Genomic DNA, 16,001 nt, shown 5'->3' with positions numbered 1-16,001 from the left:
CAAAAGAAACACGCCTAGCATGTCAAAGCCCGCCTATACGCAGTACAGGCGGGCTTATTACGCTTTCCTAGTTATATTGAATCCAGAATCCGTAAAATTTCTGAAGGCTCAAGCCGTACGGTATAGTCAGTATCAAGAAAATCGTAGAGAATAGTTCCATCCGTATTTACAACATAAACAGCAGGAACCGGCAGTTCCCATTTTCCATTCCCATTGGCTTTTTCAAGATCGATTGAAAATCCTTTGTACACTTCGCGTAATTTCTCATCCAAAGTAAATACAAGTCCAAACTGGCGCGCAACCCTGTTGTCAGGATCAGTCAACACTTCAAATGGAATCAATTTTTTATCTTCTTCAGATAACGAATTGTCAGGCAATTCCGGCGAAATAGCGATTAATGTCGCATTCCGAGCTTCAATATCTTTTTGCACGTCACGCAAAGCCTTCAACTGAAGGTTGCAATACGGTCACCATCCGCCTCTATAAAAACAAATAACCACTCGTTTATTTTTCCGGAGTGAGGCAAAATTTACGTCGTGCCCATGTACATTTTTCAACACAAAATCAGGGGCATGGTCACCGGCATGTCTGGCAGTATCCATTATTCCAGATTCTTTTAGCCTGTTCGCGGAGTCCTGCATGACTTCCTGCGTAGACTGTGGAGCTACTCGTTTAAACTCTTCACGCTGTGCGGTCAGTTGTTCTGCTAATGTTCCAGCCATGTCGATTCCTCCCTGTAGATGACACTCGTTATATAAGGGTAAGGACATTTCGGTATCGTAAAACATCATACAATTCAGTGAGCGTTGCGACAGTCAGCGTAGGTTCCACTCCCCACGGATCAAATACCGAGGTTGGAGAACGTTTAATCCATACTGCCTGCAATCCGGCAACCTTTGCGCCTATTACATCAAACGGATTTGAAGAAATGAGCCAGACGCACGAAGCATCTTGCATAGCATAAGCAGGCTTTTTAATAACTGCCTCCTGCTCCTGTTCATCCAGTCCTGATTCGACGTAATGAAGACAACGAGACGTTCCAAAATCCATATCAAGCTGGGTAGATTCTTTCTGTATATTGTGGGTGGGTTCCTCGGCATTGGGATTATTGTACAAAGCAATGCGTTCGAGCAGGTACCCATATGCAATCCGTGACGGTTTGAATATTTTAATGGCATCAACACTCACGACCTCTTGTAAATATGGACGGAGATTCGAATAAGTCAGCACAGCTTCAACGTCTTCAGCCACACCATTGCTAAAAGCAAAACGCCCTGCATCTGTCTGCGAAAACTTTTTCAGAGCCTCTTCTGCATCATCATACGCAGGAAGAGACAGGCTGCGCAGAAAAAGTGCCTTCTTTTCCTCATCAGTAAATGATACCCCGAACTCTTCGCATGTATATTCAAAGGCATACTTTGAGCATTGAGAAAACGGCTGATACCAACGCATAAGCCCCATTCTGTACGAATATTCAAGCTGCTTTTTACGCCATTGATTTGCAAAATGGACTGCATTTTCGCCAAGACGTGATTCCAGCAGGACTGTGACGTCTGTAGGGTCTACCAGTGTTCCGTAGACATCAAAAACAAGGGTGTGCATCTCTTCTCCTGTCTACTCGGGTTCGTTACTTTACTTTGACGATACCACAGGAGCCATACAGCAGCGATACTTTTTTCTTCCACCTACAGTTACTGCCACCCTACCGCCGAACAAGTAGCTGTACGCTTCTGGCAAGTTCTCGTAGTTCAAACGGCTTAAGCAACACTTTGCGAATTCCGCTTGTTCCTTCTGTGATGGAATCAATGGCATCTGAGTATCCAGAGCACAGCACAATTGGAACTTCAGGGCGTATAGCATGAATAGCTGCGGCAAGCTTATCCCCAGTTAACTTCGGCATAGTTTGGTCTGTAATCACGATGTCGAAATGGTCAGGAGCAGCACGAAATGCCTTCAACGCTTCAGAAGGATCATTAAACGCTTCAACATCGTACCCCAAATCCTCCAAAGCAGCAGTGTAAACGTGCACAAGATCGTGCTCATCATCCACCAGCATAACACGCCCGCGACCATCCATTAACGACCCGCCATTACCGGCTTTATCCGCCTGTTCGCCCTTGCTGTACGGTAAAAGAATAATAAAACGGGTTCCATCTCCCTCTGTGCTTTCCACTGCAATATGTCCACGCATACTGGTTATTATACCATGCACCATGGAAAGCCCCATGCCAGTGCCTTCACCTTTAGGCTTTGTAGTAAAAAACGGATCAAAAATACGACGCACATTCTGCTCGGAGATACCTTCACCGGTATCCTCCACAATCAGTGACACATACCATCCGGCAGATAACCCGCTAAGACGTGCATCCTCTGCATTAAGCATGACTTTTGAGGTACTAAGATGCAACGTGCCGCCTTCAGTCCGCATTGCGTATCCGGCATTTGTTCCCAGATTCATCACAACCTGATGCAGCTGACTCGCATCCGCCATAACGGTGCAGTCATCAGCAAGCACGCTTGTTATTTCAATTGTTGAAGGCAAAGAAGACCGCAGCAGCTGCAACACTTCTTCCACCATTAATGATACGTTTACGAGTACTCGCTCAGGCTTTCTACGGCGTGAAAATACCAATATTTGATGAACCATTGCACGCGCGCGTTCTGCCACTTTCTGGATACGCTCCAAGTTGGTTCGAACCCGACTGCCTTGTTCTGCCGCAGGTAGCGCCAGTTCTGCATAGCCGGATATTGCCGCAATAATATTATTAAAATCGTGTGCAATGCCACCAGCAAGCGTACCCAATTCTTCGAGCTTCTGGCTCTGCTTCAGGTGCTCTTCCATCTTACGCTTTTCCGTAACATCTCGAATTAGCTCAATAACATTTATGAGTGATCCGTTATCATCAAATACAGGGGTTGCGGTTACTTCCGCAGCAATATGCTCACCGTTTTTCTTTACGTAGATTGTCTCACCGCGCCATACCCCGCCGCTACGCAAGACACCCCATAAGTTTTCAAAAAACTCTTGCGGGTGCTTTGCAGCACGAAGCATGGATATATGCTGTCCAAGCATTTCTTCTTCAGAATACAATGTCAGGTTCAGTAACGACGCGTTGACGTATTCAAGAAAACCGTCAGTATCTAAAATAAATATGCCATCTTCCGCCTGATCCAGCGCCGCAAGAAAACGCGTCCTGTCTTTGAGTTCCCGCTTAAGTTCTTTCGTGCGCTCATTTACCCGCAATTGCAGTGTCCTGTTCCAGAAGATAATTCCAGAAAACGCAAGCAACGTGAAAGAAGCTATACTGACAAGAATGTACCATATGAAGCGGTTAGAAAAGAATGCAGAGAGGTAGTCTTGTTGCAAATGAACCCAACGTTTAAGAATACGTTCGCGCTCAACAGGCGTAATACTGTCCAAAGCTTTTTGCAGAATATCCGCCAGAATCGGCATATCTGATCGCACTCCCATACGGTAATACAGACGATAATCAGTATATCCTGCCACACGTAAATTCGTGATTCCTTTTTCTTCAATAAAATAGCTAGCCTGCGGAAGTGAAATAATAGTTGCATCAATTTCATTAAACGAAACGTGCAGTAACGCAGCAAGGTAATTATAGGTGGTCTGGACATGAACACTTGGATAAAACTTAGCTACATATGAAAGGACATCGTAGCTTTTGGGCAGCGCAAGCTCCATTTTTTTCTCTGCCATGACAGAAAGAGTCAGCGGATCTTTTTCACTTCTATTTGCCAGAATTGCAGTGGATAACTCCAAGTACGGATTCGTAAACAGCATATAGTCCGTATTCGCAGGATTACCTGCAAAAGCAGCAATCACATCTACTTTTCGCTCTTCAACAAGTCGCATCAATTCCTGCATATTTGCAGGCTCAACCACTGTAAATTCTATATCAAGGTCAGCTGCAACACGGTGCATATAATCGGCAACCATGCCATGATACTCACCCTGTGCGTCGACATACTCCAAAGGTCTCGTGTCCGGTGTCACTGCCAGCACGATGGGATGCTTTAAATCCGCAAGCCAAGCTCTCTCTGTGTCCGACAGCGGATCTGTCAAACGAGTATTCTCATAAAAATACAAATAGATAGGAAGAGTGGCACACAACGCCAACAACAAAAATAACACCAGATACGCTGGGTTTGATCTACGCAAAGAAAAGAATAGTTCGCTAATCATGACAATATATTTTGTATAAAGGTTGCTTGTGTTGATACTAACGTTCTATATTGCTTCTATAGAAAAATACAGTACGACTTCTAAAAATATTTACAGCATTCTCATAGAGAACTTACAGCAATGCTGGTGATGCAATACATGAAAAAAACCTGAAGTGGATGATAGTTACTCATACACACGCAGTACACCACCCTTTATAGCATCGCCGCCCACTGCTTTGTTCCTCATCCGCGTTGTTTATTGGTTTTAACCAGTTATGTTGTCAGACGTATTATTTTCACTCAGCTTGATTAATGTAGCACTCTCGTTTACTAACTTTTGCGTCTACTAAGTATTTATTCAATATAGAAGCTTAGTTAGTACAGACTGCGTTTCGTATTTTTAATGCCTGCTGTGTGCAGTTAACAGAGCAAAAAAGCTGGAGCTATGATGTTTCGAATTTTGATCATTGATGATGACCCCAATATTTCCAACATCATATCCCAACTGGCTGAAGATTGCGGATACCAGCCTGCTGCCGTCAGCAATTTAACTGATGGATTAGCACTTCTTCAAAGTGCGCCATTTGATCTGGTCTTTCTTGATGTTCGACTTCCTGATGGCAGCGGATTAAAAGCGCTGCCGAATATCCGCTCTTCCAAAGGACAACCAGACGTTATCATTATAACAGGAGCAGGCGACCCAGACGGGGCTGAGCTTGCTATCCAGAACGGTGCTTGGGACTACATTGAAAAAGGAAGCAGTCTTAAACAAATTACCTTTTCAATGGAACGCGCCCTTAAATTTAGAGAACGTAATAAAGAGTGGTCTGAACGAATAATAAAACGCGATTCTCTCATCGGAGAAAGTCCAGCCTTACATTCAGTTCTCGAAAACCTTTCAGTTGCTGCCACAGGTGACGCCAGTGTTCTCATTACTGGTGAAACCGGAACTGGCAAAGAAGTTGTAGCCCGTACCGTTCATGAAAACAGCAATAGAGCTGAGGGACCGTTTGTAGTTCTCGACTGTGCATCTATTCCTGAAAATCTGGTTGAAGGCGAACTCTTCGGGCACATCAAAGGCTCTTTCACTGGCGCAACCACATCGCAAAAAGGTGTTATCGAACAAGCTGACCAAGGCACACTATTTTTAGATGAAGTCGGCGAACTGCCCCTGCCAACACAATCAGCGTTCTTGCGTGTGTTGCAAGAAAAACGCTACCGCCCCATTGGTTCCACATCCGAAAAGACAAGTAATTTCCGGTTAGTCGCCGCAACAAACCGTAATCTTGAAAAAATGTGCGAAGAGGGAACATTTAGAACCGACCTGTACTATCGGCTCAAATCCTGTTCCATGGAATTGCCTCCACTACGCAATCGGCTTGAAGATATACCTGCCCTCGCTGAATTTCATACGAAACGCCTTTGCAGCAAATACGATTCGTCTACCAAAATGCTGTCCGACGAATTCGTCACAATGCTTATGCACTACGACTGGCCGGGCAATGTTCGTGAACTAGTGCAGACCCTTGAACGCACTATAATGCGTGCAAAAGGTGAACCAACACTCTATCCAGAACATCTGCCTGTCGATATTCGCGCCCGCGCTGCCGGTAAAATGCTTCGCCCGCAGGAAGAACAACCAATTGCTGAGACCAAAGATGACACCAATATTTTTGAACCAGTTCCTGCTTCAATTCTGTCATCCCTCTTTAATGATGAATTCCCGTCATTCAAGACGTTCAGAACCACCTGTATCGCGCAGATAGAGCAAGTCTATCTCGAAAACCTTATCCGCGAAGCACAAGGCTCTATTAAAGAAGCGTGCAAGCTTTCCGGTCTTTCCCGCACCCGCCTATACGTCCTTATGAAAGAGCATAATATTTCAAGATAAAGCAATCAGCTGTCATACTACAACAGATGCTTTAGTGTTCCTGTCGTTCACGTAGGTATATTGAGAAACTCCAGCACCTATCATGAGAGTTCTTTCTATATTGTATGTAGAAAGAATTTTGCTTTTTGGAAGCAGCCTATAACGAAAGTGGTTATCACCCCCATCACTAAGCAGCATATTAACGTTAGCCATGTTCATTTTTACGAAACATTCTAATTGATTAACCAACCAACATATAACATCACTTATTGCTGCCATAAAATTGTAGAACAGTCCTTACATAGCCTACCTTTTTTCGACTTGCCCTTCACTACCAGCAGGAAAAAGTTGAATAGTTGCATAATATTTTCCTTCCGTAACAACGAAATTTGGATGTAGCTATGCCACCGCTGTCTTCTTTTTCGAAACACAAGTATATTCAAATAAAACAAGATGTTGTGACAACTAAAACAAAACAGAGAACAAACTGTCCCGTTTTTGTGAACAGTCTGGAGCGCTGTCCCGTTTTACTGAACATTCAAGAATGCTTTTTTATGCAGCTTTTCAAAGCAAATTTGATACATTTTTCAATAACTGTTTGAAAAATGTATTTTTTTTCACATGTGGCACAGTAAAAGCATTAGGAGAGCCGTGAGCAGCAATGCTCGGAGGAAGAAGGAAACCGGAGTTTTCCGAAGTCAGATAATTTTTTTTAGGAGTTACTGTAATGAAACGTATCGTTGCACTTATGCTTTGTTTTGCATTTGCATTCGGGCTTACCGTTGGCATCAACGGCGACGCTCAGGCAGTTATGAAAAAGAATGGAAAAGTTATTCTCAGCCTTGCTACACAGCATCCAACCGAGCACATGGCTCACAAGTCTGCCGAACGCATTAAAGCGCGTATCGAAAAAGAAACAAACGGTCGTGTAGAAATTAAAATCTACCCTGCTAACCAGCTTGGCGATGCAAGCCAGCTTTACGAAGAAGTAATTCGTGGTTCCATTGATATTGCACACATCACCGTGCCGGATCAGTTCGACGCACGTCTTGGTGTTGGCTTCCTTCCATTTATTGCCCGCGACTACGAGCAGGCACGTAAAGTATACGATAGAAACGCATTCCTGCCTAAAGAAATGGCTAAAATGCACGATGCACTCGGCGTTAAATTCCTCGGCTACTACGGTGAAGGTTTCATCGGCGTAGGTACTGTTAAGCCGCTTCAGAACGCTAACAAACCAGGCGTTGAAAAAGGCTTTATGATCCGCGTACCTGGTCTTGACGTATTTAAATTTGGCGCAGAAGAGCTTGGCTTCCGTACATCTTCCCTCCCTTACACCGATACCTACTCTGCATTGCAGACTGGCGTTGTTGACGGCTGGCTCGGTGGTCCTCCTAACCTTAACTACCTCGGTTTCCGCGACGTAATTAAAGAGTACTACCAGTACAACGTAAACTTTGAGTCCACTCAGTACGTTATGAACAAACGCCTCTTCGCAGGTATGTCCGCAGAAGATCAGAAAATTATTGAATCTGCATTCGGTGACGAGTCTCAGAACTCCTTCCTCATGGCTGAAAGCGAAGACGAAATGTACCGCAAAAAGCTTGCAGAAGAAGGTATCAAAGTAATTATGTTCACCACTCAGGAACTTGAGCAGATGGCAGACTATGTTCGCGCAAAAGCATGGCCACGTCTCGAAAAGAACCTTACTCCTGAGCTCCTCAACGGTATTAAAGAGTCTTACAAAAACTAGGTAATACCAACTACGTTCTAAACTTACACGGCGGTGCGGCATGCCGCACCGCCTATTTTTCTGAGAAGTTCAAGGGACACACAAGATGAATAAATCTCTACAAAATGCGCTGAGCATTCCGTGGAAAGGACTCGGCTTTTTCCAAAAGGCTGTCATGGCAACTACCAGCATTCTGATTGTTGGCATGATTTGCTACACCATCATCATCCGCTACGTTTTCGGATCAGACTTTTACGGTTCAGAAGAACTTATTTCCATGCTGGCTTTCTGGCTCTACTTTATGGGGGCAGCACAGGGAAGCCGCGAAAAAAGCCAAATTTCAGCAGACCTGCTCTCCTGCTACATTAAAAATGCCCGTATCCGAGGCGCTGTTCTTCTCGTAAAAGACGCAATCACCTGTGCCATCTGTGTGCTGTTTACCTACTGGGCATTACAGTTTGTATCATGGGCGTTGATTATGAATCCGAAATCCCCTGTATTCCGCCTGCCTATGCTCATCCCGCAAGCAGCAGTCGGTCTGGGTTTTGTTCTCATGTCTTTGTACCACGTCACATATTTTGTACAGGACGCTATCGCTTTCATTAAAGGCGAGAAGTTCGGCTGCACGGGGGATTTTTAAATGTCTATAACAATCGCAATTGCAATCGGCATTCTGGTCGTAACACTCTTTATCGGTGTGCCAATCCCGTTTGCGTTCTTCAGTTCTGCTACCTACCTTATTTTTCAGGGTGGCTATGACCCTAGTTTCCTGCTGCCATACGGCTTTGCAAAAATGAACTCAGTTGTTCTTCTCACTATTCCGCTCTTCATCATGGCGGGTGGTGTTATGGACAAAGGGGGCATCGGCGATAAGCTCATTGACGTAGTTGATGTTATTGCCGGACGTATCCGCGGCGGACTCGGTGTGGTCTGTGTTATCACCTGCGCTATTTTCGGTGCAGTATCCGGTTCTTCTTCCGCAACCGTATCCTGTATCGGCTCTATCATGATGCCGAAACTGAAACGCGCAGGCTACCCTACCGGACATGCTGCGGCGCTCCTCGCAAGCTCCGGCGTACTTGGTATCCTCATTCCACCTTCCATGCTTATGATTCTGTATGCATGGATGGGTAACCAGTCCGTACTTGCTTGTTTCCTCGCAGCATTTGTTCCGGGTGTTATTCTTACAACGTTGCTCAGCCTTGTTAACTTGTACATGCTGCGTAACAACAAAAATATTCAAGTTGCAGACCACGGCGACTTTGCCACTACAAGCAAACTGTTTGTAAAAAAAGGTGCTAAAGCTTCTCCAGCACTTATGATGCCTGTAATTATCCTTGGCGGTATTTACGGTGGTATTATGACTCCGACAGAAGCTGCCGCTGCTGCTGTATTGTATGCTATTCCGGTTGCGTTGTTCGTCTACCGCGGTCTTAAAGCACGCGATCTGATGAAAACCCTTATTGAGTCTGCAACCACCACAGGCGTTATTATGGCTATGACCTTTGCGGTTATGATCCTCTCCCGCCTGTATATTATGGAAGATCTTCCATCTCAGGTAATGGCTGTTTTGACATCCGTATCTGAAAATAAATATGTGATCCTCATGATGATTAACGTGTTCATGCTCATTATGGGTATGCTCATGGATGACGTATCCGGCGTACTGCTTGGCACACCACTGCTGCTGCCGCTGGTAACACAGCTTGGCGTTGACCCAATTCACTTTGCAGCTATCATGGGTGTAAACCTTGGTATGGGTAACGTAACGCCGCCGACAGCACCGCTGCTGTACCTTTCCGGTCGAATCTCCGGTGCGCGTGTAAATACCATGCTCAAACCGACTATTATCCTGATTCTGTTTGCATGGTTACCAACACTTCTCATTACAACTTACATTCCTGAAGTATCATTGTGGCTTGTTAAGCTCGCAATGGGTTAAGGAGTTGTCCTCATGCAGAGCATCAAAGAATTATATCGCATAGGTCTTGGACCATCTTCCTCCCACACCATGGGACCAAAGTTTGCTGCGGAGCGCTTTTTAGCCGCCCATCCACAAGCTGCAAGCTACAGGGTTCATCTGTTTGAAAGTATGGGTGCCACGGGCAAAGGGCACCTTACAGATTGGGCGATCCTTCAGGTTCTTGGTGAAGAACGTACAGAAATTGTATGGCGTCCAGACGATAAACTTCCTGAACATCCGAACGGTATGGTCTTTGAGGCTCTGGATGCAGGCGGTAACGTAACAGCAGAATATACTGTTTACTCCGTAGGCGGCGGCGCTCTACGAGAACCGGGTGCTGAAGGCGAAACAACTGCACCAGTGTACGACCTGACAACAATGGCATCCATCATGAAACACTGTGAGGATTCAGGTCTTACCTACTGGGAATATGTAGAACGTTGCGAAGGAAAGCAGATTTGGGATTTCCTGAAAGAAGTTTGGGAAGTAATGTCTGCTTCTATTGAAAACGGGCTTGCCAATCAGGGTGTGCTTCCTGGCTCCATCGGTCTGCGCCGTCAGGCATGGAACTACCTTAAAAAGAGCAAGCTCGCTGGAAAAGTCCTTCAACAAACAGGACTCATAACCGCCTATGCCCTTGCTGTGTCAGAAGAAAATGCAGGTGGTGGAACCATTGTTACTGCACCTACATGCGGTTCCTGCGGTATTGTTCCCGCAGTCTTACGCTATCTGCAAGAGCAGCATGATGCAACAGAGACAGATATCCTCCGCGCACTTGCTACAGCCGGTCTTTTCGGCAATGTGATTAAACACAATGGTTCTATTTCAGGCGCTGAAGTAGGTTGTCAGGGCGAAGTAGGTTCAGCCTGCTCCATGGCTGCCGCTGCTGCAACCCAGCTGCTTGGTGGTTCCATTAAACAAATCGAATACGCCGCAGAAATGGGGCTTGAACATCATTTAGGACTAACATGCGATCCAGTAGACGGGCTGGTGCAAATTCCGTGTATTGAAAGAAACGCCTGTGCGGCAACCCGGGCACTTTCTCTTGCGGAGATGACACTCTTCTCAGACGGAACCCATCACATTCCGTTCGATGAAGTCGTCGCAGTAATGACTAAAACCGGTCATGATCTGCCAAGCCTGTATCGCGAAACTTCCACCGGCGGTCTTGCAGTCGCATACGCCGACAGGAAATCCTGTGGCGGCTGTACTGCCTGTGGTTCATCATAGACCCAATTCTTAGGTTCAACCTAAGGCATATAGAGCACCGTAAAGGCGCCGTCGGTTCATCCGTCCGACGGCGCCTTTACACATGCAGCAACCTACAAAAATATCGTAGATACTCCACCGTCTTGAACACTCTAGTAGCGTTTCTCCCAAGACACACGCAGTATCAATATATACCCCTAAAATACGAATGAGACCGGTGATGGTGCACCGGTCTCCCCCATTGGCTCACTCTACGTTGCGAGAAGAGTTAGCTTTCAGCCCCTTGCATGGGCATGAATTGGTACTCATGCAGACCTGCTGAATCTGCATAAATAGAATTCGTATACGCTTGTCGTGTATGTTTCCTGCATCCGTTATTGCCGAAAACAAGCGTGAACCTTATGTTGATAAGGAACCACAACTACTGACAAACAAATTTGTTAAAACAACATCGTGAAATAAAAATGTGGAATCCATTTTATTCAAAAATGTCATTTCTGCTGTGATCTATGTTTAGCCTTATCTTTTCCTAATAGTCAACACCTGCCACCCCTGATTATCTCATCTAGAACAATCAGAACAATATCACCCCCACCACACAACCACACCATAACATACCGGATTTATTAAAATAAAGTGCCAGCAAAAGAAAATTCTACATTTTTAACTTTTTTGTAATTAGTTTTCTAACAACAAAAAAAATCCGCCAAAGGCGGATTTTTTTACATACAAGATACCCGAACAGTACCAAACCGTGACACTCACGGTTATTTCGGCTTCTGCTCCAAATCACATAAAGCATCCGCATAAACCGTTGCTACATTATCGCCATCAAGCCACTGAACAGTGCCTGTGTGCAAATCGTATATGCCACCAGCAATTTTGACATTCCCCGCACTGTAGGTTGTACGGATAAGTTCGCTCTGCATAAACAAATCATGCAGGCTTTGCCAAATATTCTGTTCAATAGAAGCATCTAGAACAGACTGTTCTTTCAGCTCTTCCTCTTGATTAAGTACTTTAACCACGGCAGGTTTGATCCTTGTAAGGATCGCATCAATACTCGGAGTCTGTGGAACATCTTTGCCGTACAATTTGGTGATTGTTGCCTGTACCGCACCACAGTTGGTGTGTCCTAAAATAACCAGCAATGGAGTTTTCACCACTCCAACACCGTACTCTACAGAACCTGTTTGCTCTACACCCAAGACGTTGCCAGCAGAACGGACAACAAATGTATCCATAATACCTACGTCAAAGATTCGTTCAACAGGTACGCGGGAGTCTGAACAGGCAACAACTGTCGCAATTGCATGGAAATTCTGGTCGAGTTCCTTTGCCATAATTGTCTGCTCATAGCTCGAGCGCGGGTGTGACGATTCGTTTGCAACGAACCGCTTGTTCCCTTCTTGCAAGGCTTTGAGCGCGCTTTCCGGAGTTCTATCGCGCATATTCGCCCTCGCTTCGTTTAGTGTGAGACTCATCATACAACAAATCGCCATCACATAGCACAGTATCCTTCGCATACTATCCTCCTGATACTGACCGCACAAAAAATCTTAGCTTTCGACTCCAATTTTCCGCACGCACAATACAGATTAAGTATGCAAAATTTAGCAGTAATACACTTATGATTAACAGCAATCAACAACCAGATTGTCATCTGGCTAATGTTCTCTAAAATATTCGGACACAAAAAAAGCGCCCTTCCTTCGAAGGACGCTTTATTAAGCTTCACTGCTTAGAAAGTCAGTCCCGGCAGTTCTAGATACATATTATAGCTATCTTCAAACGGTGTAAACTTTGCTTTGAAAATCAATCTAAAACATTGATGGTTATAGGTCAAAAAGTAACTCTGCTCAAATGTTTCTTTTTTGTTGAAATCATATTCGTAGTACGCACCTACTGCGAACGGATCAAAGTAGTTAATTTCAAGCCTATTTTTCCAAACATTCAAGTTTGTTAAGTTACTTCCTGCATAGGTGATGTCTTCATTAAGATTACGTCTGAAGTCTACACCTGTTGAGAATAAACCGTAAGAAGGTTCTGATACGGTAATGGTATGGTCATGACGATTAATCTGGTGGTCGTAGTATGAAAAGAATGTTCTGGAGCTAACCCAAACATTACTCCACGGGTACAAGCGAAGCTCTGCTTCAAGATCGCCCCACGGTCTGCGTTCATACAATCTACCACTTACAGGAATATCTTCATCACGCTTGCCTTCTTCAAAATCGTACCCCTGAAGCATGCGGAACCACAACAATTCACCATATGAGGTTGCAATAGACGGCAACTCATCTTTTTCTTTATCGCCAGAAACAACCGTTGCCTGTTTTTTCGTAATCAAGTTTACAATAGAAACAGTCAGTTCTTCTTCATCAGTTGTGCGGTCAATATCATCGTAGATAGGTGTATTGCTCAATCCGCTACCAGAGGCATGCAAGTACTGGAAACGCGGCTGAATTGCGTGCTTGAGTCCAAGCAGTTCTGTTTTGCCTGCATTTTCCTGTGTCGGGGTAAGTGTCGGGGTGTAGTTATACACTCGTGCAACTTCAGAATACCCAGATACGCCGAATCTAAAGAGCGTACGGGAATCTCTGCTGTCATCACCTGTTGCAGTTGGCAATGGATCACGGTCAGTGGTGTTGTACCAAAGCTGACGCATACCGACTTCTGGAGTAATAGTACCGTAGGACGTTACAAGCGGCAGACCGAGCGTTGGCAAAAAGTCAATTCGGTTACCATCAGTCCCCTTCTGACGCGCAAACTGCACAGACTGGAAATCAGAAGTCAGCGTAAATGGAAGTTGTTCAAGCCCCGGAATTCTGTTGCGGAAAAGATATGCATCAAACTCAGGCAAGCGCTGAAGAGTGGTATCTGTTGAAGAGTCCGCATTACCGTGCCCTAACGCAGAATTCTGATTGTATTCACCAAGCAATGCTGCGCCGAATCGATTCCAATCGCGGGTAAAGAGCAAACGTGTTGTACGAATAGGGTCACTAACATCATTAAGAGAACGTCCAAAACGATCTTCTAATTCATCCTGAGATTCATCAAAGCCCGCCATTGTTCTGTTAAATTCTCTCAGCATATCCTGATCGGATACATAATCGACATCAGCTTTAAATTTCCAGCGCGGGTCAGGGAACTCACCGTTAACCATACCACGCGCCCAGTAGCGGTTTTGATTGGTACGTAACAGGTTGTCGTATCCGAAATCTCGTGATTCAGCGATAGTATTCACTGTTTCTGCATCGTGCAGCCAATCAACACGTCCCCACACTTTGTTATCTTTTGAAGTACTGGAACGGTATTCAAGTCCCGGCATAAAGCCGCGTTTACTCATATACTGAGCATAAAACGTCATATCCCGTTCTTGATCGATAGCCCAATAGTACGGCTGGGCTACCCAGAAACCTAAGCGGTTTGTGGTACCGAATTCCGGACGAAGAAAACCGGATTCACGGCGGGTTTTAATTGGAAGAACAAAATAAGGAACACCAAAGATTGGATAATCTTTAATTTCAACATCAGCGCCCTTAATTACAGCGTAGCCTTCCAGCTCCAGAGTCGCTTTTGTTGTATTTAACGACCACGCCGGTCTGTCACCGTCACAGGTCGTAATTTTAGCATTAGTAAAGGTGTACGAATCACCCCAGTTTTTCTGAATTCGCTCGCCGGTGAAGTAAATATGCGGCCCTGCGACGAAAACTTTACCATCTTTCATCCACCCGACCTTATTACCAAGGTCGAATTCAGCGGAACTGGCGCTCAGGTTATCGTTGTTCATAAATACTTGAACATTACCGGATAAATATACCCAGTTTGTTGCTGCATAGTATCGGGCAAAATCAGCTTTCAGATAATCTTTACCCTGTTTAAGAACAACATCCCCCTCAGCTTCAATAACCTCCGCATCATTAAGAGATGATACCTTCTGAGCGGACAACTGCCATTCAACAGCTTCCTGATCATCATTTGTCGCAGTAAGTGTTGCACTCTCACCGATAGTGACAGTCAACAGAGTGAAAGCACACACATAAAAGACCACAAGTGCTTTGCGGAACGATACTAACATACATTTTTCCCAACGATTTCAGATAGAAACCAGAACTCGTTTCAACATTAAATTATACTAGATACAACAGCATAGAAGCTATAACACAGCTTCAAATGCAGGGAAAGTCTATAAACTATGCTACATACCCCGATATATCATACATCGTCAATTTTGACTCGTACCATTTATGTATAAATCAGAACATGTTCACGCCCCATGTTCACAACGATAGCACTGCAAATTCCATCTAAGACTTTTTCTCATTTCCATGTGATGACATTTTTTTTTCCATCTGCTATCGTCTCTTCCACATAATTATGTTGACAGAATTTTTCTGTTGCCTTATTAACCCTCGTTCTGCCTTGCTCCCCTTTTTATAGATGGGCGGGCCAACAGTCCATAAGGAGATTGGAATGAGAAAATTCGAAACACTTTTGCTTCTCTCCCCAGAGTTAGCAAGTGATGCTCGCGAAGAACTGCTGAGCAACCTTACAGGTGTTATCGAGCGCGTTGAAGGTAACGTACTCGAAGCTGACCACTGGGGCATGCGTGACCTCGCATACCCAGTACAGAAATTTATGCGCGGCTACTACGTTCGTCTTGAGTTTGAAGCTCCTGGCACCGCTGTTGCCGAACTTGAGCGTATCATCCGTATTACAGATGGTATCTTCAAGTACGTAACTGTTAAGCTTGAGGAGGCAAAATAAGATGGCTTTTAAAAGACGTTTTACTCCACGCCGTAAATTCTGCCGCTTCTGTGCAGATAAAGATCTTCCGTTGAACTACAAGCGTCCGGACATCCTCCGTGATTTCATCACCGAACGTGGTAAAATCATCGCTCGTCGTATCACCGGCACATGTGCTTTCCACCAGCGTGCTCTCACTCGTGAGATCAAACGTTCCCGTCAGATGGCACTCCTCGTGTTCACTTCCACTCACGCAAGTGAAGTGAAAAAGAAAAGTACATTATAGGAGGATA

The 16,001-nt window shown here is 44.9% G+C and carries 12 protein-coding genes and 1 pseudogene; 7 read left to right on the top strand and 6 right to left on the bottom strand.

The window, feature by feature from the left end; translation table 11 throughout:
* Positions 1 to 71 precede the first annotated feature (71 nt).
* The 4 genes and pseudogenes from N4A56_RS01995 to N4A56_RS01985 all read right to left on the bottom strand — a co-directional run.
* Positions 72 to 455 (bottom strand): annotated as a pseudogene (locus N4A56_RS01995) (peroxiredoxin-like family protein); the annotation flags it as partial.
* Between the two features lie 12 nt (positions 456 to 467).
* On the bottom strand, positions 468 to 722 hold the full coding sequence (locus N4A56_RS14915) for a redoxin domain-containing protein (protein WP_366519885.1): 255 nt from the start codon (positions 720 to 722) through the stop codon (positions 468 to 470).
* A gap of 28 nt (positions 723 to 750) precedes the next feature.
* Positions 751 to 1,602 carry an HAD-IA family hydrolase gene (locus N4A56_RS01990; RefSeq protein ID WP_295544714.1) on the bottom strand — a complete coding sequence of 284 codons (852 nt, stop codon included), beginning with the start codon at positions 1,600 to 1,602 and terminating at the stop codon, positions 751 to 753.
* Positions 1,603 to 1,702: 100 nt separating this feature from the next.
* Positions 1,703 to 4,084, bottom strand: coding sequence for a transporter substrate-binding domain-containing protein (locus tag N4A56_RS01985; RefSeq protein WP_295544712.1), 2,382 nt, complete (start codon positions 4,082 to 4,084; stop codon positions 1,703 to 1,705).
* A gap of 549 nt (positions 4,085 to 4,633) precedes the next feature.
* On the opposite strand from N4A56_RS01985, the gene N4A56_RS01980 reads away from it, so the two are divergent.
* The 5 genes from N4A56_RS01980 to N4A56_RS01960 all read left to right on the top strand — a co-directional run bounded on the left by N4A56_RS01980 (position 4,634) and on the right by N4A56_RS01960 (position 10,980).
* A complete protein-coding gene (locus tag N4A56_RS01980; RefSeq protein WP_295544710.1) occupies positions 4,634 to 6,076 on the top strand; it encodes a sigma-54 dependent transcriptional regulator in 1,443 nt (480 codons plus the stop codon).
* A gap of 706 nt (positions 6,077 to 6,782) precedes the next feature.
* Complete coding sequence (dctP, locus tag N4A56_RS01975) at positions 6,783 to 7,808, top strand: TRAP transporter substrate-binding protein DctP (protein ID WP_293668734.1); 1,026 nt, start codon at positions 6,783 to 6,785, stop codon at positions 7,806 to 7,808.
* Positions 7,809 to 7,893: 85 nt separating this feature from the next.
* Entirely contained in the window at positions 7,894 to 8,427 is a 534-nt protein-coding gene (locus N4A56_RS01970; RefSeq protein WP_293668735.1) for a TRAP transporter small permease, read from the top strand.
* A complete protein-coding gene (locus N4A56_RS01965) occupies positions 8,428 to 9,729 on the top strand; it encodes a TRAP transporter large permease (RefSeq protein WP_293668737.1) in 1,302 nt (433 codons plus the stop codon).
* 12 nt (positions 9,730 to 9,741) lie between these two features.
* A complete protein-coding gene (locus N4A56_RS01960) occupies positions 9,742 to 10,980 on the top strand; it encodes an L-serine ammonia-lyase (RefSeq protein WP_295544707.1) in 1,239 nt (412 codons plus the stop codon).
* 746 nt (positions 10,981 to 11,726) lie between these two features.
* Here the strand turns inward: N4A56_RS01960 and N4A56_RS01955 are convergent.
* Positions 11,727 to 12,485, bottom strand: a complete 759-nt coding sequence (locus N4A56_RS01955) for a carbonic anhydrase (RefSeq protein WP_295544706.1) — start codon at positions 12,483 to 12,485, stop codon at positions 11,727 to 11,729.
* 215 nt (positions 12,486 to 12,700) lie between these two features.
* Positions 12,701 to 15,040 (bottom strand): LPS assembly protein LptD, encoded by a 2,340-nt coding sequence (gene lptD / locus N4A56_RS01950; protein ID WP_295544705.1) that lies wholly within the window; start codon positions 15,038 to 15,040, stop codon positions 12,701 to 12,703.
* Between the two features lie 395 nt (positions 15,041 to 15,435).
* Here lptD and rpsF point away from each other — a divergent pair, with 395 nt between their 5' ends.
* Both rpsF and rpsR read left to right on the top strand, forming a co-directional pair.
* Positions 15,436 to 15,729: a 30S ribosomal protein S6 gene (rpsF, locus tag N4A56_RS01945; protein ID WP_293668742.1), complete on the top strand. Its 294-nt coding sequence runs from the start codon at positions 15,436 to 15,438 to the stop codon at positions 15,727 to 15,729.
* A gap of 1 nt (position 15,730) precedes the next feature.
* Positions 15,731 to 15,994: a 30S ribosomal protein S18 gene (gene rpsR, locus N4A56_RS01940; protein WP_019999353.1), complete on the top strand. Its 264-nt coding sequence runs from the start codon at positions 15,731 to 15,733 to the stop codon at positions 15,992 to 15,994.
* Positions 15,995 to 16,001: the final 7 nt, after the last annotated feature.

The sequence above is a fragment of the Halodesulfovibrio sp. genome (assembly GCF_025210605.1).
Lineage (GTDB): Bacteria > Desulfobacterota > Desulfovibrionia > Desulfovibrionales > Desulfovibrionaceae > Halodesulfovibrio.
This window is presented reverse-complemented; position numbering and strand designations above follow the sequence as displayed.

What these genes read in the sequence shown, in the direction of transcription:
- N4A56_RS14915 (WP_366519885.1), bottom strand. Translation starts at nt 722, where the DNA reads ATGGCTGGAACATTAGCAGAACAACTGACCGCACAGCGTGAAGAGTTT.
- N4A56_RS01990 (WP_295544714.1), bottom strand. Translation starts at nt 1,602, where the DNA reads ATGCACACCCTTGTTTTTGATGTCTACGGAACACTGGTAGACCCTACA.
- N4A56_RS01980 (WP_295544710.1), top strand. Translation starts at nt 4,634, where the DNA reads ATGTTTCGAATTTTGATCATTGATGATGACCCCAATATTTCCAACATC.
- dctP (WP_293668734.1), top strand. Translation starts at nt 6,783, where the DNA reads ATGAAACGTATCGTTGCACTTATGCTTTGTTTTGCATTTGCATTCGGG.
- N4A56_RS01970 (WP_293668735.1), top strand. Translation starts at nt 7,894, where the DNA reads ATGAATAAATCTCTACAAAATGCGCTGAGCATTCCGTGGAAAGGACTC.
- N4A56_RS01965 (WP_293668737.1), top strand. Translation starts at nt 8,428, where the DNA reads ATGTCTATAACAATCGCAATTGCAATCGGCATTCTGGTCGTAACACTC.
- N4A56_RS01960 (WP_295544707.1), top strand. Translation starts at nt 9,742, where the DNA reads ATGCAGAGCATCAAAGAATTATATCGCATAGGTCTTGGACCATCTTCC.
- N4A56_RS01955 (WP_295544706.1), bottom strand. Translation starts at nt 12,485, where the DNA reads ATGCGAAGGATACTGTGCTATGTGATGGCGATTTGTTGTATGATGAGT.
- lptD (WP_295544705.1), bottom strand. Translation starts at nt 15,040, where the DNA reads ATGTTAGTATCGTTCCGCAAAGCACTTGTGGTCTTTTATGTGTGTGCT.
- rpsF (WP_293668742.1), top strand. Translation starts at nt 15,436, where the DNA reads ATGAGAAAATTCGAAACACTTTTGCTTCTCTCCCCAGAGTTAGCAAGT.
- rpsR (WP_019999353.1), top strand. Translation starts at nt 15,731, where the DNA reads ATGGCTTTTAAAAGACGTTTTACTCCACGCCGTAAATTCTGCCGCTTC.